Source organism: Pseudaestuariivita rosea (genome assembly GCF_017592335.1).
GTDB lineage: Bacteria > Pseudomonadota > Alphaproteobacteria > Rhodobacterales > Rhodobacteraceae > Parasulfitobacter > Parasulfitobacter rosea.
Genome location: NZ_JACNMP010000048.1, coordinates 1 through 19,163 on the forward strand (window position 1 = coordinate 1; position 19,163 = coordinate 19,163).

Below are 19,163 nucleotides of genomic sequence, written 5' to 3' on the forward strand. Positions count from 1 at the left end.
CCGCAAACTCGCAAAGATCTTTCCTGCACCGCTGCAAACGCGAAAAGCATGATCAGAAAGGTGCTCGCACCCCGTTCAACAAACTACTTTCTGCGCCAGAAACACGTTGTTTTTCAACAGAATCGGCGGAAAGCCGCCGTTAGACCAGTCGCAGCATGTTTAGCCGTCGGACCGCGGTGCCCACCAGTAGGCACGGCCCACTCCTGCCGTTCGCGCGGCTACGGTGATGCTGCATCTGCAGCCCGCTTAGCGGTCATTCGCTGAAAGCGTGAATCCGGGCGTCGCCGAACTCACCCATCGCGGACGAAGCGCCCCTTCAACCGCGCAAATTCGATGGCTGCTTCCATGCGAAGGGCCTAAATTCACTCCGCGAATGCAATCCACCTCCCGGCCATGACAACTGAACACCAAATGACAATCGACAGTGAAGCGTTGAAAGGGCGAATGCTGTTAAACAAAACGAACAGCGCTGCATTTGCACCTGCGAGCAAGATAAGCGCAAACTTGATCAGAACAGCGGGGTTTTCAGCATAGCGAGTAGCTTGAACAGAAAACAACAGCACGCCCGTGGTTGCTGCCGCGCCGAACCCCAGAAAGGCAATTCGGCTTAGCCGCACGGCCCCGTCGTCTATCCCTTTCAACATCAAGACCCGCAAGTCGGCTAGGACGACCGGCGCGATTAGAAAGCTTATTGAAAGGATATGCAGGGCCGAGATGAGCGGGTAGATTGGCCCGCCGACCCAATCCGCTAGTGCTGACGCCTCCAGCCGGGCAAGCAACGGCGTCAGCCCGAGCACCCTGCATCCTCTGTCTGCATACGTCCACGGCGGACGACAGCCTCGCCGTTCGCCAGACGCAGCCACTGACCCCGCAGTTGACTTGGGGGGCGGCAGTTCTGATAGACAATCGTCTCAACCCTGTCGCCAACTGCGATGCGACCCTCTAGGTCGAAGAACAAGCGGATCGGAGGGTACTCCACGTCAATAATCCTGCCTAGGTCTTCAGGGCGAACTTCGAGAATGTCAGCAAATTCTGAGTCCTCCCGTATATCATTTGGAGGTCTAAGCTCCGCATCTACCCGCATCTCTATTACCGGATGAGGGCGACGAAAGGTTGCCTCGATAACCTCACCCGCCACATAGATCGGACGTGCGCTGTCATAGGCTCCTGTGAACCCATGATGAGCAAAACCTGGCCTTGAAAAAACTACAGCCCCAATCAAACCACTCGTGAACATGCGTCGCGTCAACATGTCTGACTCCAGTTCAAAAAGAGTGGTGCGTGACGCTTGCTGTATTTCGAAGATCGCTCTGTGGGATTGACCCGCAGATCGCTCACGGTTGTACATCTGCTCCCTTTCATGATGCCGCGACTTCGAGGTGCTGCGACACACTCCGAAGATGAAGGTCGAAGCGTTCGAAATTGTCTGCGATCTCAGGATTTTTGAACACATCGTAGGCCGAAAACGTGGGTAGCTGCCGCATTCCGATAAACTTTGCATTCAGATGCATCGGCCACATGAGATCATCCACGGATTTGCCGCCAAAGAACTCTTCAGATGGGTCGTCAAACGCCTCGGACGGTGCGTTAAAAGTGAGCGACAGCATGTATCGCGTTTCTATCAGGCTTCCACCCATGCCGTAGTTCGCTTTCGGGGCCGCTTCGCTGCGTCCGTCGCCAGCACATAACCGGCCATTAAGGCCTGCACTAAGAACCTCATCGAGATACTTCTTGAAGCCCCAAGGCAGGCCCATCCAGTTGACCGGATACTGGAAGATGACAATGTCGGCCCAGGTAAGCCGCTCGACTTCGGCTTCGACGTCGTAGACATCGGAAACGTTTGTGATTTTGACCTCACTCCCTTTTTCTTCAAAAAAGAGACGAGCACGATCAACCAGACTTGCGTTTAGCCTGCCCGGCGAGATCGGAGCGGGTGTGTGGCCATTGATAATGAGGACTTTGGACATCGTGTTTACTCCAAAAGAATAGCTGCAACGAGCGGCTGTTAGTCCGCAAGGAACGCGTCGAGCGCAGGCAGAAAAACGTCGGGTCTTTCTTGGTAGGCGGCATGTGCCGCGCCAGGCACGACGAGGAGCGTCGCATTCTCTATTTGCCCGCGCGTTTCGTTGGCATCCGATACCGACAAGAAGGGATCGTTGTCCCCAACCGTCACCAGAACTGGGACGGTAATCTCACCGATCCGACCTTCTGGATGTCCGTCGGCACTGCTGTCTTTCCACATCGCGGCGGCCTGGGTCACCATGCGATCAAAATCGCCATCGGGGTTCAATCGATCATAGTCGTCGACAATGAAACTGAAATCGCCCGAGCCGAGCAACTCACGGTTCCAAGTGTCGAAAGTGTCCCACATCCCACGACCGTTCTCCGCCGACCAACGCGCGCCAATGGTCACCAGTTTCGAGACGCGCGGTGAAGGGCGAGCCGCCATCCGGTAGCCCGTGATCCCGCCATCCGAGAACCCAATCACAGGGCAGGTTTCAATCGCGAGGGCATCCAACACGGCGTGGGCATCATCTTCCTGTGCGGCGTAGGATAATGGGATGTCACCCAGGGACAATCTTCCCATCCCCCGCGTATCGACCAGCACAACTTGGTAACCGCTAGCAACGAGATGATCCCGCAGCCCGTCAAACCAGCCGGAGTGACCAAGCCCACCATGCAAGAGCAGGATGGGCGGGCCATCACCATGCGTCTCGTAGTAGATATCAGAGCCAGCACGGGATACTGTTGCCGCCGTCTGAGCACGAGCCACGCGCCCCGCCATGAGAGCCCCTGCGGTCGTTACCGCCCCGAGCGCCAGAAGGTTTCTGCGATTGAATTCCATCATTCACTCCTTCTTCAATCGGCCATCACATCATCGCGGCGTTGCGCGATCACATCGAGGAATGCAGGAGCGTCGATATTGGCAATGGGTAGACGACCCGTTGCGGGACGCCGAATGTCGAAGCTGTCAACATATGCGATCAGGTCCGCATTCTCCGTTGGAGCGCCTTCCGTGTTGTAGAGTTGGAAATTCGGATAGGTCGGGGCCACGCTGTCATAGTCTGCGTAAGCTGTAAGACCGACGTTCAGCACCAGTGGTAGATCCGGCCGAATGATCTGTTCGACCACCTGCCATTCGCCACCTTGTGGGCGGGTGAGCAATGTAAAGATCTCGCCATGTCGCGCGATGCGAAGGTCAACCGGACCGGTCGGTGCCGGTAGGATCTGCAACGTCGAGAGTGAATTAGTGGTTGTTTTTAACTCATAATGCGGCTCGCCTGCAGGAGCGGCTGTGCCGATCGAAAAGAACAGCCAGTTTTCCTGCCCCGGTATCCATGTGGCAGCGGAAACATCCCGCGGCGCACGAATGAACAGGCCTGCAAGCGAGAACGAGGTTTGTGGCAAGGCGGCCTCGGTCCCCGTTACTTCAATCCTTGTCGTGGCAATGAAATCACCGGTGATCTGGTGATAGAGATGGCCAGCCTGATTGTCCTCGAACCATACCAGCTTGCCGGGAAACGTTCTGCAACAATATGGGCATGAACAGTTGTATAGCCGACACCCAACGCGTTTGCGATTACATGGTAGCCACCAAGCTGCTCAACGTATTTTCGGACAGAAACCATACAGCGGAATAAATCCATTATTAATGGACTGTCAATATCAACTTAAAAGAGGAATTCAAAAAAAGTGGATTTGATATACAAAACATCCATGAGATTCGAAGAAAAAGAAGAGCTGTTTCAGCTCGGAGATATCAGCCGAGAAGCCATCGCCCGCCGCCTCAGAGCGGGAAGAATGGCAACTGGCTTAAACCAACAAGACTTTGCAAAATCAGTTGGTCTCAAGAAAACTACGTACAGCGCCCAGGAAAATGGTGACTCGTCGCCCTCAATACCTGTAATGAGAGCCCTTTATAGAGAATATCGCATAGATTTTAATTATGTTCTTCACGGCGATTTTGCTCAGCTTCCTTCTGACGTCCAGGACAAATTGATAGAGATTCTTTCCTCTTTCTAGCCTCGCTCGCGTCAAGCAACCAATTTACGTTTAAATCACACCGACGCAAGAGAACGGTCAGCAAGATTATCGTTCTCATGTTTCCTCCTCAAAGTCGAGTGATTGCTAACCCAATCTACTTAAGGTCAAAGCTCCAACTTTGCTAAATCCAATATATTTGGACTTTAGGCTTTACAAGTCCAAAATAAATGGATTACTGGTTATCCTACAAAAGGAGACCATCTATGCGTCATTCGTTCCCGCCTTCACAGTTTACTCCGCAACATGCGGCTGCCCGCGCACAGGCCGCGCGGCTTCGGTCACGTATGGCCAATCGCAACACCGCACCTGGTATGGGGCCGCTGAGCTGCGAGGAACTCATCTCGAATGAGATGTTGAGGGACCTGGCTAAGGACGGTCCAGATCGAGCGCGCGGGGTGATCTCACAAGTGGATCAGGCGATCCTGGCCATGGTGCTTCCGGATCTTTGCGGTGAACTGTTGGCGCGTCGCGCTGCGATGGCGAAAGACTAAGGATGATGCAGCACTCTGGCGGACACAACAGCATGGATGACGATCCTCTGCCGATCGTCACGATTGATGCTGTGCGGGTGCGATCTACACTCGATCTACTTCAGAACACATCACCAGAGGAGCGACTGCCGCAGCTTGAGGCCATCTGCATTGCACAGGGTCTTTGGGGTGTGCCCTCTACGTCCCTGAATGCTCGACCAGTTCTCTATGAGATTGATCTTTTTGGCGTCGCCGCGGCCGCCCATGAGATCGAGGATCTGCCGCGCCATTGGATGCAAGCTGCACAGAACATCCTGCAGGATCTACGGGAAGAGGACACCGGATGATCACATCCGGAAACAACCTGATCGGAAAGCCCACCCAATTCTGCCTCAGCGATCAGGTTTCCTGCCGGAGGGACATGCCTCCACTCATGTCCCAATGTCCCTCCGGCTTTTTCACAACAGCGACAAAGAAGCGTGACGTCTGGCATGACCGTGCCTGCCAAACGGATTGAAGCTGCGCTGATCAAGGTCGCGCAGATGCTGGAGTTTGATCCGGCCGTCGCACCCGTCTTTGAACGCCTTGAGCGAGAGCTTGCAGAGGCCCGGGCCCGGGAGCGTAGTACGACTGATGTGCACCGCCGGGCGCGGATGCTTTTGGCGCAGGCTCAAAGGGCCAAGCGCTCTAGCAACTCGCGCACATGCAAAAGGGATGCCCCGGCACCATAGCGCTCGCGGTCCAAGCGATGGCCGAAGACATCGCGCCGAATGCGGTCGTCTATCCCGGCCGCCAACATCCGGTCTTCAAAGGAATGGCGCAGCGAATAGAACGAATGCTCTGGGGTCTCTAGAAGACCATTGCCCCTGAGATACTTGTTGACTGTCGCGCTCAGGCTGGCGCTGTCTTTGTACCGTGGAAAACCATCCGGAAATGCCTGAAACGCCTCCAGCGAGACACCCGTCAGCGGGATGACACGGCGTGCATATTGGCTCTTGAGCTGCCGTCCCTCGGGCTCGATCGAGATATGTGGCACCTCAGTATCCAGACGGATTGTCTCGGCCGTCAGGGCGGCGCCTTCAGATGGGCGGTACCCTGTGTTGATCATTCCAAGCAGGATACCGCGCGCCTCGGCGTTAAGGCCATTCAAGGCGTCGGGCGCCATAAGCCGCGTTTTGATCCAGTCGACTGAGAACGGCGGGCGCGTCCGGGCCTCCCCTTCCCTAAACGAGAGCTCTCCCAAAGGCAGGGCCAGTCCTAGCCGCTTTAGGGTATTCACGGTCTTCAAGACGCCGCCAAGATGCAGAAGATCTTTGTTTGCGGAATTGGCTGTGACCTCACCGGTCTCAATCCGCTCCAGCCACATCTGGCGAAAGTCCAGCATGTCATCCCGTGTGATGGCATCGATGGGCTTGTCTCCTACGGTTGCGATGAAATTGCGCACAGCCTTGATGCGGGGATTGCGCCAGCGGCGCAGCTGGTCAGCACTTTTGCCAAAGGTCTTGTCGCGCGCCAGATCCCAATAGAGCGCCAAGGCTTTACTGACGGTGATCTGCGGTTCTGGCACCGTACCCAGGATAGCGGCAACCTCTGCTTTCTCGGGCCGGTCGGCCGATACGGACACGGCATCAATGCGATCGATCAGCTCTGGGGTCGGCAAACGAGATACGCGATCGATGTCAAGATACCGAAAGCCTCGCAGTCGTGCGAGCTCTCGGGCCGCCTCATAGCGGGCGTCGGCATCGTCAGTATCTCCAGCAAGACGGGCCTCCCAGGCCTCAACCATCTGAGCCCAGGCACGTTCTGCTTTGTTTTTTGCAAAAGTTTCGGAGTCTGTATGCAGGCTGATCCAGACCACGGCACGCTGTTCAACGGGCTGATAACGCCGCGGAACACGCCGTCTGAGATAGAAAACCTGGTTTCGTTTGAGAAGTGCCATGCTGTCCATTCGTCCGCCAATGTATAGCAAAATGTGCAGCAAATTGTGTAGCAAAACAAGACGGTATGATCAGCGTGAAAACAATAAATGATGAATTATCATTTATTATCAGAGTATTATAGATTTTTGGATTTTGGTAATTGGCGGACCGAGGAGGATTCGAACCCCCGACCCCCTGATTCGTAGTCAGGTACTCTATCCAGCTGAGCTATCGGTCCGCGGTGAGCGACTAGTTATCGCCCGTGCCGCAGCATTGCAAGGGCAAAATCATTCGGCCGCGGCGTCAAGGGCGATTTCGGATTTTGGCAGGCAGATCGCGAAAACGGTGCCGGTTTCAGCGGTTTCGACCAGTTCCAGCTTGCCGCCATGACCGCGCACAAGTTCCAGGGCGATCGCCAGGCCCAGACCCGAACCGCCCTTGCGCGCGCCGCCCTGGAATGGCGTGAACAGATGTTCGCGCGCCTTGGGGGGCAGGCCGGGCCCGGTATCAGTAATGTGGATCCACCACGTGTCGTTATCTTCGGACGCGCGCACGGCGATTTCGCCGGGTTTTCCCGTGGCCATGATCGCCTGTCGGGCGTTGCGGATCAGGTTGGCCAGCACGCGGTACAGCTGTTCGGCATCGGCCCGGACGGTAAAGCCTGCGGGGATGTCTTCGGCGAAACTGAGGTCATAGTCGCCGACCGCCAGCCGTTCGCCTTCGATCACATCATCGACGACATTGGCCAGTTGGATGCGGTTCAGTGTGGGCGCGGGTTCTTCTGCACGGCCAAAGGCCAGCGTGGATTCACACAGATGCACGGCGCGGGTGATCGAATTGACCAGCTTGGGGGCCATGCGGCGGACTGTGGGGTCTTCACTGGCCTCGATCCGGTCGGTGAAAAGCTGTGCAGCCGTCAGGATGTTGCGCAGATCATGGCTGACCTTGGCCACGGCGGCCCCCAATTGGGCCAGACGTTCTTTCTGTCGCAGGGCGCTGGTCAGCTGTTTCTGCAGACTTTCCAGAGCCTCTTCGGCCTCACGCAGTTCGGTCACGCCAGCGGTGGGGGATATGATGCGGCGGGCGTCTTCGGGCGCGGCGGCATAGCGTTGCATGTGATCGACCACACCGCGGATCGGTTTGACCAGAAACATGCGAACGGCCAGAAACAGCAGTGTCGCGGTGAAAATCGAAATGACAGCGGACAGGATCAGAATGCGGATGCCGTAGTCAATCATCGCCATCCGCAGTTCAGCGGTTTCCATCGTGACTTCAATCATGATGCCAGCATCGCGTACCGGGTTGCCCATCACCCGAATTACACGGTCCTGGGGGTCGATCAGCCGGGCCATCGCATCGCTGATCAGTTCCAGTGCAAGGGGATCGCGCAGGTCAAAACTGGCATGGATAGGGGATGGAATTTCAGAGGACAGGATCAGCTGGCGGATTTCATCGCGGCGCAAGACGACGTTCAGGACATCGGCGTTGGTCAGCAGTTCCTGTTCCAGATCGTCGCTGATCATGTCTTCGGCCAGCAGCGCCAGTGATGCGATCTGCGCGCGTTCCAGCCGGTCCAGCAGATAGTCATGCCGAAACCGCGCGACCGAGGGGACAAAGATCAGTACCTCGGCCAACATCACGAAGACCGTGGTTAAGATCAGGAACCGGCCCGAGAGCGAGTTCAGCATGTTCCCTCCTTAATCTTAATGTGCTTAACCAAAGCCTACGGAATGTCTCTGAAGAGCTGAGGGCAGCGCCCGGACCGAGGGTGGGCGCGGCCCGGTGGTGCCCACCGGGCGATAAAGCTCTGACGTACGATCCATCATTATCACGTTCCCCTAAGGTACCACGCGTTGTACGAAGCCGACCACCCTTTTGACAAGCGCGCTGTCGAACAGCTTTGGGCTAAAATACGCGCCCGCCGCCCGTTTGTTAATCTCGGCGATCGTCGGATAAGGCAAAACGGTGTTGGCAATCGCGCTCATCTTCAGGTTATTGGCGATGGCCATGGCCCACATCCCGATCATTTCACCCGCCATGGCCCCGGCGATCGACGCACCAACGGGCCGCCCTTTGACCACCATCACCTTGATCAGGCCGGTTGTCTTGCCCTCGGCAATGGCGCGGTCGTTGTGTTCGTATTCAAACCGGGCGACCTCCAGCTTTCCCCCGTGCTTTTTGCGCGCCTCGGCCTCGGTCAGGCCGACCTGCGCCAGTTCGGGGTCGGTATAGGTGGCCCAGGGGATATGGCTGGTCTTGGCTTTCGATGGCAGGCCGAACAGGATTGACCGGATGATGACGCCCGCGTGGTACCCCGCCACATGGGTGAACTGCAGCCCACCGGCCGCGTCACCGATAGCATAAATTTTCTTATTCGACGACCGCAGATCATCGCCCACCTTCACACCGCGGCGGTCATAGTCAACGCCCGCGGCTTCCAGGTTCAGCTTGTCGATGTTCACCTTGCGGCCCACGGCCATCAGCAGGTGCGACCCGGTAAAGCTGCCCTTGGGCGTTTCGACTGTGATCTGATCGCCGCTTTGGTTGATCTTTTCGGCCTGCGCGCCTTCGATAATCTCGATACCCTCAGCCTTCAGCTTTTCCAGGACAATCGCAGCCAGTTCGGGGTCGTCTTTGCCCATCGCCTGCGCGCCCTCGATCACGGTGACCTTGCTGCCCAGACGGATGTGCGCCTGCGCCATTTCCATCCCGATGGGGCCGCCGCCGATGATCAGCAGGTGATCGGGGCGTTCGCGCAGATCAAAGATATTTTCGTTGGTGTAATAAGTCACGTCCTCGACCCCCGGAATGGGTGGCACGAAGGGACCCGATCCTGTGGCGATCACAAAGCGCCGGGCCTCGATCACCGTATCGCCCGCCTGTACCTCGGTCGGGCTGATGAAGGACCCGTATTCGCGGATGACGTTGACGCCGAAACCTTCGAACCGTTCCTGACTGTCGACGGGGGCGATGGTCTCGATCACCTTGTGAACGTGATCCTTGGCGGCGGCGTAGTCGACGGTGGGCTGAACCGGGGTCACGCCATAGGGCTGACCGGTTTCCATCGCGTGGGCCTGCTTGGCCGCAGCGATCAGCGCTTTCGACGGAACACAGCCGAAGTTCAGGCAATCGCCGCCCATCTTGTGGCCTTCCAACAGGACGACATCCGCCCCCATCTGACTGGCACCCGCTGCGACGGACAACCCGCCCGAGCCTGCACCGATGATACAGATGTCTGTTTTAATGCGTGTCATTGGATCACAGGCCTTTCTTGCCGCGGATGGCTTTCAGAACGATGGGCAGCGCGGCCAGGGTACACAGACCCAGGATCGGCAGCAGGATGTGGGGCTCAAAGATGATCCCAAGGTTCGGGGTTTCGCCGCGGGCAAAGACCTCACCCAGACCAGCACCGACCGAGGTATAGACGACGGCCCCCGGAATGATCCCGATAAAGGTCGAGATCACGAAGCGCGACAGCGGCACACCGACCAGCGCAGGCACCAGATTGGCGACAAAGAAGGGCACGGCGGGCACCAGCCGGATCAGGAACAGCATTGACCATTGGTTTTCGTCGATCCCGTCCTTGATCTTTTTCACCGCACCGTCGGAACTGTTCATCTTGGTCGCCAGTTTATCGCCCAGACCCCACTGCGCGGCCAGAAAGATGATCGTGGCCCCGATGGTGGCAGCGGTAATGTTGAACAGCGCGCCGGGGAAGGTCGCAAACAGGAACCCGCCGGTCAGCGTGGCAATCGTGGCCCCCGGCAGCGAAAAGGCGACGATCACGACGTAGATCAGGATAAAAACCAGCACCGTCAGCAGGTAATTGTTGTCGCGAAAGGCAATCAGTGCCTCACGATTATCGCTAAGGGTTTGAAATGTCAGATAATTGCGCAGGGTGAAAAAGCCGATGACAGCGACCAATATGATCGCAATCAGCGGCAGTCGCTTGGCCAGCGCGCCTTTTTCGGGTTTGACGGTGTCGGTCATGTCGGGTGCCTTTCATATCGGTGTTGGACACTACATGCCGTTTGCGGCGCATTTGCGTAAGGGGCATCACGGGCCATTGATCGACCGGTGCGCAATGTTTCAGAATTGAAGCATTTTACGCGTGGTCCTGAAATATTACGGTGCGCTTTGTTGCAGAAAAGCCGTGGTCTGGTGATTGACATGATGCGCTTGTCCTTCTAAACGCAGGGCTTCTAATGACATTGGCCCTCGAATCCATCGGTTGCGGTTCGGGCCGCTTAACGGAGACGGAGCGATGAAACGCACCTTTCAACCATCGAACCTGGTTCGCAAACGCCGCCACGGCTTTCGCGCGCGCATGGCCACCAAGGCTGGCCGTAAGATCCTGAACGCGCGCCGCGCCAAGGGCCGCAAGTCGCTGAGCGCATAAGCGACGGGTCGCGGGGTCAGATGACTTCGCCTGTGAAGACAACAGTAACCGCCGGGGCAGAACCGCCCGCGGCGGTTTTGCTTCGTGTAGAGGTGCTGAAGAAGCGGTCGGATTTTCTGTTGGCTGCTCGCGCCCGGCGGCAGGGCACCAAGGGCCTGATGCTGCAGGCGCGCGCCCGGGGCGACGATGATCCGACGGTGCGGGTCGGGTTCACCTGTTCGAAAAAGGTGGGCAACGCCGTGGCCCGCAATCGCGCGAAACGGCGGCTACGTGAAGTCGCGCGGCTGATCTTGCCGCAGCATGGGCGCGCGGGGTGGGACTATGTCCTGATCGGCCGGGCCGCGGCCACCGCCGAGCGGCCTTTTGAAAATCTGCAGGGTGATCTTATCTATGCGCTGAAACAGGTGCACAAATGACCCCACTTGCCCATATCGCCGCGCTGCCTGTCCGCGCCTATCGGCTGATATTCAGCCCATGGGTCGGGCATAATTGCCGCTATCATCCGACATGTTCGGCCTATGCTTTAGAGGCTTTGGAAAAGCACGGCGCCATCAAAGGCAGTTGGCTGGCCTTTCGCCGCATTCTGCGCTGCCATCCCTGGGGCGGGTCCGGCATTGATAACGTTCCTGACGAATAACGCCCTTTGCCCCGCGTGGCCGATCCGGCTGCAGGGGTATTGGGGTTTTTGGTGATTAAGAAAGGTGGCGCCACCATCTTGAGGGTTGGTTTTGCCAGAAAGGGGCGCTACTCCCCCACCTTCAAGTCTCATGCATGATTTTTCAGGCGGCTCGCACTGTGGGTCGTAAATCCGCAGCGCAAGTTCTGGAAAACCATTCTTTGGTCCGACGTCGTGGGGTTGGGTTCTACCCGAGAGATGCTAACAGCAGGTTGTCGTTGCGTACGGTCGGATTTGAGTATTTGGACCAAGAAGAAGGGGTTTATTGTGTCTCATGCCTTCTTCTTGGCCTAAATACTCATGACACGATGTCAGCAGATCAGACCAGTCTACGCCTTTCTCTTACGGACCGGAGTTGGTTTCACCCGCTGCATAATATGTTCGATCAACATGCCCGCGATGTTTTTATCGCTTGCTTTCTCGATCCCCTCCAAACCGGGGGAACTATTGACCTCAAGCACTTTTGGCCCCTCGGCCGACCGCAGCAGATCGACACCGGCCAGTCCCAGTCGAAAGGCCTTGGCAGCGCGGATTGCAGCCTCTCGTTCAGCTTTTTTCAGCCGCACCGGGCTGGCCGAACCGCCCAAATGCAGGTTAGATCGGAAATCACCCGCCGCTCCGGTGCGCTTCATTGATGCCACGACCTTGCCGCCCAGCACCAGACAGCGAATGTCTTCGCCGGCGGCCTCTTTCACGAAGTCCTGCACAAGGAAGTTGGCGCGCAACCCGCGAAAAGCAGTGATCACCGATTCAGCCGCCTTTTTGGTTTCGGCCAGTACGACACCGCGTCCTTGTGTGGATTCCAGCAGTTTGACAACCAGCGGCGCTGTGCCCACCAGGCCGATCAGATTGCCGGTGTCCTTGGGCGAGGCCGCAAAGGCCGTTGTCGGCATCCCGATCCGGTAGCCTGCCAATATCTGATGCGCTTTCAGTTTGTCACGGCTGGACGAAATCCCGTCGGATCCGTTCACACAATAGGTCCCAAGCGTTTCGAACTGGCGCACCACGGCGGTCCCATAGGGCGTGATCGACGCACCAATCCGCGGGATCACGGCGTCATAGCGTGGCAGACGCGCGCCATCGTAATAGACCTCGGGCGAGGACGCATTGATCGCCATATAACAGCGCGTGGTATCGATCACCTCGATCACGTGACCCTTGGCTTCGCCTTCCTCGACAAAGCGGCGGGTGGAATAGTTGTCTTCGCGGCTAAGGACCGCAATGCGCAACGCCCGCGCTGGGGCAGATTCGCGCACATAACGACTGTGATAGACATCGTAATTCAACTGCGGCTGGCAGAACCGTTCGCCCGGTGCCACGGTCACAGCATCACCAAGTGCTTGACGGCCCAGCAGCATCCGATAGGCCATGTTTTCGCGATTGGTCAATGTCAGCTCGATCGGCCAGGTCTGATCGCCCAGGGTCAGTTTGGTCTGCACGACATAGCGCATTTCGGTTTCACCGTTCGATGAGGTCACATCGCGCCGGTCCAGTACCGGGGCGGAACAGGCGATGACCAGATCGGGGCGTTCCGGGATGGGCTGCACGGCAAAGCGCACTTTGGGTTTCGTGGCAGGACCAAAGGGTTCGATATCCAGCGCATGCAGGGCCGAGGTCCGCGCGCCGGTGTCGACCTTGACCTTCAATGCAGGCAGGCCGAGGTCGGGCAAGGCCACCCATTCTTCCCAACCGACACGTAGCGGATCGTCCATACTACCCCTCCTTGTGGGTGCGCCAGAATCGCCCGATAAGGCCATACTGAGGAATGCGCAAGGATATCAAATGGTTTCACGGTTCAGCTTTTCAGTGCAGGCGACAGATGGCAAGGCCCGCACCGGTGTCATCGACACGCCGCGGGGCCAGGTGCGCACGCCGGCTTTCATGCCCGTGGGCACGGCGGGCACGGTCAAGGGCATGATGCCCGCGTCCGTGCGCGAAACGGGCGCGGATATCCTGTTGGGCAATACCTATCATCTGATGTTGCGTCCCACGGCCGAACGGATCGACAGGCTGGGCGGTCTGCACAAATTCATGAACTGGCAGCGCCCGATCCTGACCGACAGCGGCGGGTTCCAGGTCATGAGTTTGAGTGACCTGCGCAAACTGACCGAAGACGGCGTGACCTTCAAAAGCCATATCGACGGGTCTAAGCATCACCTGACGCCGGAACGGTCGATGGAGGTTCAGCGCCTTCTGGGCAGCGACATCGTGATGTGCTTTGACGAATGTCCGGCGCTGCCCGCAGATCGCAGTCGGATCGCCGACAGCATGCGCCTGTCGATGCGATGGGCCGCCCGGTCACGCGAAGCCTTTGGCGACAGACCCGGCTATGCGCTGTTCGGCATCCAGCAAGGCGGGCTTGAACAGGACCTGCGGGCCGAGAGTGCCGCGGCACTGCGCGACATCGGGTTTGAGGGCTATGCCATCGGCGGTCTGGCCGTGGGCGAGGGGCAAGAGGCGATGTTCAGCGTACTGGATTATGCGCCCGATATGCTGCCCGAGGGCAAGCCGAGGTACCTGATGGGCGTGGGCAAACCCGACGATATTGTAGGTGCCGTGAAACGCGGGGTGGATATGATGGACTGCGTGCTGCCGTCACGGTCGGGCCGGACGGGCCAGGTCTTCACCCGCCGCGGGGTGCTGAACATCAAGAACGCCCGCCACCAGGACGACCCCCGCCCGATCGATGCCGATTGCACCTGCCCCGCCTGCCGCAACTATTCCCGCGCATACCTGCACCACGTCTTCCGCGCGCAAGAGATCATCAGCTCAATGCTGCTGACCTGGCACAATCTGCACTACTATCAGGAGCTTATGTCGGACATGCGAGCGGCGATTGCGGCGGGAACCTTTGATCAGTTTGAGGCCGACTTCCATCGGCAGCGGGCCGAGGGCGATATTGAGCCGATTTGAGGATGTATCTATTCCTGTAGACACTGCTACTTTATCCTGTAGTCAGCAAAGCAATATGGTTGGGATTTTATTATGAATAATAAAACGTGTCGATGCGGCCCTATTAAGGCGACATCTTTTGCAATTGTGACCATTGTTTTCATGTGTAGTCAGGCCGCGGTGGCTGAAACCTCGCTCAATGAAGCTTTGGAAGATGTTGATACATTCTTGAGTACTCAAATTTACGAGGGTAGACCTTCAAAGTTCTCTATAGGCATTCTGCAAGATGCAGTTTCGGAATTAACTGAGCTAGCAAGATCAAACCACCTGTATTTCAATAAAGAATACGAAGATTTTTATCTGTTTGTTTCGACCGGTAAAGGCGATGAAAACCCGGATATATACCCTGTTTGGATGGGCTTTGTTGGAATAGAAAATGATCTGTGCAAATTAACCACATTAAGCCAGGATAGACTTACATTCATTCAAACAAGCCGGTCCTACTGCTTGATTGGAAACTTAATTTCAGTTGACGCTAACTTTGATCCGCAAACCGACATAGTGGCTGCACATGATTGGGTTATTGGGATGTCTTTGTCGTCAATTTATGCGTCGGAACGTTTATACATTAACGATGGAAGCAATGTATCAGAGCGCCCCATACTTGAACATCGCAGGTTCTTTGAAAAAGCAATCACAAAGAATTTGGGTTTTTAGGCGGTTTGTTTGTTTAAGAGGTCCCGGATCAAGTCCGGGACTGCGTGCTTCGATGGGGCCGCCGGGTGGATTGCCGAAACCTGGCTATTAGCATTTTTAGTATGATACTTTGGTAACGTAGACCACTGTCACGCATTCAAAAACGCGCGTACGGCGGCTTCGAATTCGCGGGGTTTGTCGGCGTGCAGCCAGTGGCCTGCGCCGGGGATTTTGGCCAGGCGAGCTTTGGGGAACATCGCGCGGATCAGGGGCCGGTGGTCGGGTTGGACATAGTCTGAATCAGCGCCGGTCAGGAACAGGGTTTCGCCCTGAAACTGGCCCTCGATATCGGGGAAACCGATGATCTTATCCATCTCGGCCTTCAAAATCGGCAGATTTAAGCGCCACTTTTTCTCTTTCACGTCGAGGCTTTGCAACAGGAAGGCCCGGACTGATGGGTCATCGAGGTGCTTGGCCAGATGCGCATCCGCGTCCGAGCGACGGTCGATCTGATCCAGTGGCACCGCTTGCATGGCGTCGATAGTATCGGTCTGAGTGTGGGAATAGGTCACCGGCGCGATATCGGCCACCACCAGTCGCCGCACCAGATCGGGATGGCGCAGCGCCAGCACCATCGCGGCCTTGCCGCCCATCGAATGCCCCAGCACATCGACGGGGCCGGGCAGGCCGCGCACAACTTCGGCCAGATCGGCGGCCATATCGTGATAGCTGTGCGTGTCGTACCAGGGGCTGGCCCCGTGGTTGCGCATATCCACCGCCACGACCTGCCGTTCGTCCGACAATCGTTTGGCAATCACACCCCAGTTGCGCGCCGATCCGTTCAGACCGTGGGCGATGATCAAAGGCGGATGTGCCCCCGCCTGTCCGGTGATGATTGTATTCAGCATGCCCACCCCCTTGTTGATATTCATAAACAGTTTGATCCAGACGTGCCAGTGGCACGAATAGTCTATGAAAGGCCGCAGAAAGGCTTGTCCGACAAGCCGCTTTGCGATTTAGGTTAGGAAATGGATAGCCTGGGCATTCAGAAAAAAGCGGATGAAATTGCCGCGTTGTTAGAGCAGAAGTTTCGCCTGCGGGGCCGGACGCTGCAGCAAAAGGCGAAACGCGCCCGCCGGTTTCTGCCAAGTTATCTGATGCGAGAGATAAAATTTCTAAGCGATGCAGCACAATTGGCTGAAAACCCCAAGCTGATGCGGATGATCGATCAGGCCCATGTCGACCGCGCCTTTAAGTCCGTAAAATCCTATCTGAACACCATCGACGAAAAACAGCGCCGTCGCACAGCGCTGCTGGATGTGTTTTCCCGGATTGGCATTCAGCTGTTTCTGGTCGCCTTGGCCGCCGGTGTTCTTCTGTACTGGCGGGGGTTGATTTAAAGCCCCGGATAGATCGGGAATTGCGCGCAAAGGTTCAGGACTTTGGCTTTCACAGCCTCTTCCACGGCCTGATTGTTATCCGCCCCATTGGCGGCCAAGCCATCGACGACCTCAACAATCAGATCGGCGATCTGACGGAACTCAGGCTCGCCAAAGCCGCGGGTTGTTCCGGCGGGCGATCCCAGGCGGATGCCCGATGTGACCATCGGCTTTTCGGGATCGAAGGGGATACCATTCTTGTTGCAGGTGATATGGGCGCGGCCCAGGGCCTCTTCCGTGGCGTTGCCTTTCACGCCTTTGGGGCGCAGGTCGACCAGCATCACGTGGCTGTCGGTGCCGCCGGTGACGATATCCAGCCCGCCCGCAATCAACTGATCGGATAGCGCCTGAGCGTTCTTGATCACCTGCGCCTGATAGGTCTTGAATTCGGGGCGCAAAGCCTCGCCGAAGGCCACGGCTTTCGCGGCGATCACATGCATCAGCGGACCGCCCTGAATGCCGGGGAAAATGGCTGAGTTGAATTTCTTCGCCAACCCTTCGTCATTTGTCAGGATCATCCCGCCGCGCGGGCCGCGCAGGGTTTTGTGGGTCGTGGTCGTGGCAACATGGGCGTGCGGGAAGGGCGAGGGATAAAGCCCCGCCGCCACAAGACCCGCGAAATGCGCCATGTCTACCAGCAGATAGGCGCCCACACTATCGGCAATTTCGCGGAACTTTGCGAAGTCCAACTGGCGCGGGATGGCCGAGCCACCAGCGATGATCATCTTGGGCTGATGTTCTGTCGCCAGCGCCTGGATCTGATCGTAATCCACGTGGTTGTCATCGTGCCGCACGCCGTATTGCACCGCGTTGAACCACTTGCCCGACTGGTTCGGCTTCGCGCCATGGGTCAGGTGGCCGCCGGCATCCAGGCTCATCCCAAGGATCGTGTCGCCGGGCTGCAAAAGGGCTGTGAAAACCCCCTGGTTCGCCTGGCTGCCGGAATTTGGCTGTACATTCGCAAAGCCGCAGTCGAACAGCTGACACGCCCGCTCAATCGCCAGATTTTCCGCGATATCGACATACTGGCAGCCGCCATAGTACCGGCGCCCCGGATAGCCCTCGGCGTATTTGTTCGTCATCACGCCGCCTTGCGCTTCCATGACAGCGGCGGATACGATGTTTTCGCTGGCGATCAGCTCAATCTCATCCCGTTGCCGACCCAGTTCGGATTGGATGGCGGCAAAGATTTCGGCATCGCGGGTTTCCAGCTTTTCGGTGAAAAATCCGTCGTCACGGTGGGGGGCGTTCATGGGGGCAGCTCCTGCTTGGATCAGAAAGTTGGGCTTCATGTAACTTATGTGACACCGTCGCAAAAGCCCGGATTTTCACAGATTGACCGCAAATGGGGTGGAAAAGTTGCCCAAGCAAGACTTGTGTTTCTTATCGGCACGGGCGATGTCATTAGGAACTAAGGAAAGTTTCCGATGCGTCAGCCGCCCAAGATCCATTTTGCCGCAAGCCGGGCCGAAATCGCAGAAACCGCGCAACGGGTGCTGGCGGCGCGCTATGGCCATGTGCCTGAGGATGAGGCCGATGTGATCGTGGCCCTGGGCGGCGATGGTTTTATGCTGCAAACGCTGCATGGCACCCAACATCTGCCTGCCCCTGTTTATGGTATGAATCGCGGCACGATCGGCTTTCTGATGAATGAATATAGCGAAAACGATCTGCTGGATCGGTTGGCCGCGGCCGAGGAAGAGGTGATCAACCCCCTGTCCATGCGCGCTGAAACCCGTGACAGCAAAATCCACGAAGCGTTGGCGATCAACGAGGTATCGCTGCTGCGCGCGGGGCCTCAGGCGGCGAAGCTGCGGATCACGGTTGACGGGCGCGTGCGGATGGACGAACTGGTCTGCGACGGCGCGCTGGTGTCAACACCTGCGGGCTCGACGGCCTATAACTATTCCGCGCACGGGCCGATTTTGCCCATCGGGTCGGACGTTCTGGCGCTGACGGCGATGTCGGCCTTTCGTCCTCGTCGTTGGCGTGGCGCACTGCTGCCGAAAACGGCGCAGGTCCGTTTCGACGTAATCGAAATCGACAAACGCCCTGTGATGGCCGATGCCGACAGCCGATCCGTGCGCGATGTGGTATCGGTCGAGATCAAAAGCGAACCCAGCGTCGAACATCGCATCCTGTTCGATCCTGGTCACGGGTTAGAAGAAAGGTTGATTCAAGAGCAGTTTGTTTAGGGCGAGTAGAGATAATTTGAAATAACTCTAGGGTCTGTTGACGTTCAGGATTCACAAATCGTGTGATTTCTGCTTCAAGGTTGCAAACAGAGGAGAGCAGCCTTGACCAGTCATGTTTTGACTGACGCCCAGTGGGCGATCATCGAGCCGCATTGCATTGGTAAATCCACCGACCCCGGCCAGACTGGCCGCGACCCGCGTTTATTCATCGAGGCGGTTTTATGGATCGTGCGAACCGGAGCGCAGTGGCGCGACTTGCCGGGTGACTTTTGCAACTGGAATTCGGCTGCCTGACTTCAGCACCTACCGGTTAGATTTAGGGGTTTGCGCAAGGGAGGATTTCTGGTTCATCGAAGCCATTATGGAGCGAAGATGAACAAGAAGTCCGGGACATCGAAGGATGCCGCTGACAAGTTGGTCAGGGGGATCAAGC

At 57.2% G+C, this 19,163-nt stretch carries 23 protein-coding genes and 1 tRNA gene; 11 read left to right on the top strand and 13 right to left on the bottom strand.

All coding sequences use genetic code 11. The features are described from left to right. Positions 1-362: 362 nt before the first annotated feature. The 5 genes from H7848_RS18245 to H7848_RS18265 form a co-directional block, all read right to left on the bottom strand. Entirely contained in the window at positions 363-797 is a 435-nt protein-coding gene (locus H7848_RS18245; protein WP_208354269.1) for a hypothetical protein, read from the bottom strand. Further along, entirely contained in the window at positions 785-979 is a 195-nt protein-coding gene (locus tag H7848_RS18250; protein ID WP_208354271.1) for a hypothetical protein, read from the bottom strand. The genes H7848_RS18245 and H7848_RS18250 overlap by 13 nt, the downstream gene beginning before the upstream one ends. Positions 980-1,358: 379 nt before the next feature. Further along, positions 1,359-1,967, bottom strand: a complete 609-nt coding sequence (locus H7848_RS18255; protein ID WP_208354273.1) for an NAD(P)H-dependent oxidoreductase — start codon at positions 1,965-1,967, stop codon at positions 1,359-1,361. 38 nt (positions 1,968-2,005) lie between these two features. Beyond that, complete coding sequence (locus H7848_RS18260) at positions 2,006-2,845, bottom strand: alpha/beta fold hydrolase (protein WP_208354275.1); 840 nt, start codon at positions 2,843-2,845, stop codon at positions 2,006-2,008. A 14-nt stretch (positions 2,846-2,859) separates the two neighbouring features. Then, positions 2,860-3,408, bottom strand: a complete 549-nt coding sequence (locus tag H7848_RS18265) for a hypothetical protein (RefSeq protein WP_208354277.1) — start codon at positions 3,406-3,408, stop codon at positions 2,860-2,862. Positions 3,409-3,717: 309 nt separating this feature from the next. On the opposite strand from H7848_RS18265, the gene H7848_RS18270 reads away from it, so the two are divergent. The 3 genes from H7848_RS18270 (at position 3,718) to H7848_RS18280 (ending at position 4,861) form a co-directional block, all read left to right on the top strand. Next, positions 3,718-4,023, top strand: coding sequence for a helix-turn-helix domain-containing protein (locus H7848_RS18270; RefSeq protein ID WP_208354278.1), 306 nt, complete (start codon positions 3,718-3,720; stop codon positions 4,021-4,023). Between the two features lie 224 nt (positions 4,024-4,247). Next, the gene (locus H7848_RS18275; protein WP_208354279.1) at positions 4,248-4,535 is read left to right on the top strand and encodes a hypothetical protein; all 288 of its coding nucleotides are present in this window, start codon (positions 4,248-4,250) and stop codon (positions 4,533-4,535) included. A gap of 32 nt (positions 4,536-4,567) precedes the next feature. Further along, on the top strand, positions 4,568-4,861 hold the full coding sequence (locus H7848_RS18280; protein WP_208354280.1) for a hypothetical protein: 294 nt from the start codon (positions 4,568-4,570) through the stop codon (positions 4,859-4,861). A gap of 323 nt (positions 4,862-5,184) precedes the next feature. Here H7848_RS18280 and H7848_RS18285 read toward each other — a convergent pair whose 3' ends face one another. From H7848_RS18285 to H7848_RS18305, 5 genes are all read right to left on the bottom strand, one after another. After that, complete coding sequence (locus tag H7848_RS18285; protein ID WP_208354281.1) at positions 5,185-6,453, bottom strand: DUF6538 domain-containing protein; 1,269 nt, start codon at positions 6,451-6,453, stop codon at positions 5,185-5,187. A 141-nt stretch (positions 6,454-6,594) separates the two neighbouring features. Then, a tRNA-Arg gene (locus H7848_RS18290) sits at positions 6,595-6,671 on the bottom strand. A gap of 49 nt (positions 6,672-6,720) precedes the next feature. Continuing rightward, positions 6,721-8,121 carry a sensor histidine kinase gene (locus tag H7848_RS18295; RefSeq protein WP_208354282.1) on the bottom strand — a complete coding sequence of 467 codons (1,401 nt, stop codon included), beginning with the start codon at positions 8,119-8,121 and terminating at the stop codon, positions 6,721-6,723. Between the two features lie 150 nt (positions 8,122-8,271). Then, positions 8,272-9,687, bottom strand: coding sequence for a dihydrolipoyl dehydrogenase family protein (locus H7848_RS18300; protein WP_208354284.1), 1,416 nt, complete (start codon positions 9,685-9,687; stop codon positions 8,272-8,274). A gap of 4 nt (positions 9,688-9,691) precedes the next feature. Further along, the gene (locus H7848_RS18305; protein WP_208354287.1) at positions 9,692-10,423 is read right to left on the bottom strand and encodes a TVP38/TMEM64 family protein; all 732 of its coding nucleotides are present in this window, start codon (positions 10,421-10,423) and stop codon (positions 9,692-9,694) included. Positions 10,424-10,697: 274 nt separating this feature from the next. Between H7848_RS18305 and rpmH the strand changes: the two genes are divergently transcribed. Genes rpmH through yidD form a run of 3 tightly spaced genes read left to right on the top strand, consistent with a single transcriptional unit; the run spans position 10,698 to position 11,469 of the window. Continuing rightward, entirely contained in the window at positions 10,698-10,832 is a 135-nt protein-coding gene (rpmH, locus tag H7848_RS18310) for a 50S ribosomal protein L34 (RefSeq protein ID WP_159806877.1), read from the top strand. A gap of 20 nt (positions 10,833-10,852) precedes the next feature. Continuing rightward, positions 10,853-11,248: a ribonuclease P protein component gene (gene rnpA / locus H7848_RS18315; protein WP_208354289.1), complete on the top strand. Its 396-nt coding sequence runs from the start codon at positions 10,853-10,855 to the stop codon at positions 11,246-11,248. Then, entirely contained in the window at positions 11,245-11,469 is a 225-nt protein-coding gene (yidD, locus tag H7848_RS18320) for a membrane protein insertion efficiency factor YidD (RefSeq protein WP_208354290.1), read from the top strand. Before rnpA ends, yidD begins: the two co-directional genes overlap by 4 nt. Before the next feature lie 368 nt (positions 11,470-11,837). Here the strand turns inward: yidD and rimK are convergent, their stop codons facing one another. Next, positions 11,838-13,220 carry a 30S ribosomal protein S6--L-glutamate ligase gene (gene rimK, locus H7848_RS18325; RefSeq protein ID WP_208354292.1) on the bottom strand — a complete coding sequence of 461 codons (1,383 nt, stop codon included), beginning with the start codon at positions 13,218-13,220 and terminating at the stop codon, positions 11,838-11,840. 70 nt (positions 13,221-13,290) lie between these two features. On the opposite strand from rimK, the gene tgt reads away from it, so the two are divergent. Further along, a complete protein-coding gene (tgt, locus tag H7848_RS18330) occupies positions 13,291-14,421 on the top strand; it encodes a tRNA guanosine(34) transglycosylase Tgt (RefSeq protein WP_208354293.1) in 1,131 nt (376 codons plus the stop codon). 72 nt (positions 14,422-14,493) lie between these two features. Beyond that, complete coding sequence (locus H7848_RS18335; RefSeq protein ID WP_208354294.1) at positions 14,494-15,117, top strand: hypothetical protein; 624 nt, start codon at positions 14,494-14,496, stop codon at positions 15,115-15,117. A gap of 128 nt (positions 15,118-15,245) precedes the next feature. Here H7848_RS18335 and H7848_RS18340 read toward each other — a convergent pair whose 3' ends face one another. Continuing rightward, the gene (locus tag H7848_RS18340) at positions 15,246-16,004 is read right to left on the bottom strand and encodes an alpha/beta fold hydrolase (RefSeq protein WP_208354296.1); all 759 of its coding nucleotides are present in this window, start codon (positions 16,002-16,004) and stop codon (positions 15,246-15,248) included. Positions 16,005-16,124: 120 nt separating this feature from the next. On the opposite strand from H7848_RS18340, the gene H7848_RS18345 reads away from it, so the two are divergent. After that, entirely contained in the window at positions 16,125-16,496 is a 372-nt protein-coding gene (locus H7848_RS18345; RefSeq protein WP_208354298.1) for a hypothetical protein, read from the top strand. Here H7848_RS18345 and glyA read toward each other — a convergent pair. Beyond that, positions 16,493-17,788, bottom strand: a complete 1,296-nt coding sequence (gene glyA / locus H7848_RS18350; RefSeq protein WP_208354300.1) for a serine hydroxymethyltransferase — start codon at positions 17,786-17,788, stop codon at positions 16,493-16,495. The genes H7848_RS18345 and glyA overlap by 4 nt on opposite strands. A 174-nt stretch (positions 17,789-17,962) precedes the next feature. Between glyA and H7848_RS18355 the strand changes: the two genes are divergently transcribed. Continuing rightward, positions 17,963-18,730 carry an NAD kinase gene (locus H7848_RS18355; protein WP_208354301.1) on the top strand — a complete coding sequence of 256 codons (768 nt, stop codon included), beginning with the start codon at positions 17,963-17,965 and terminating at the stop codon, positions 18,728-18,730. 102 nt (positions 18,731-18,832) lie between these two features. After that, on the top strand, positions 18,833-19,024 hold the full coding sequence (locus tag H7848_RS18360; protein ID WP_208354303.1) for a transposase: 192 nt from the start codon (positions 18,833-18,835) through the stop codon (positions 19,022-19,024). Positions 19,025-19,163: the final 139 nt, after the last annotated feature.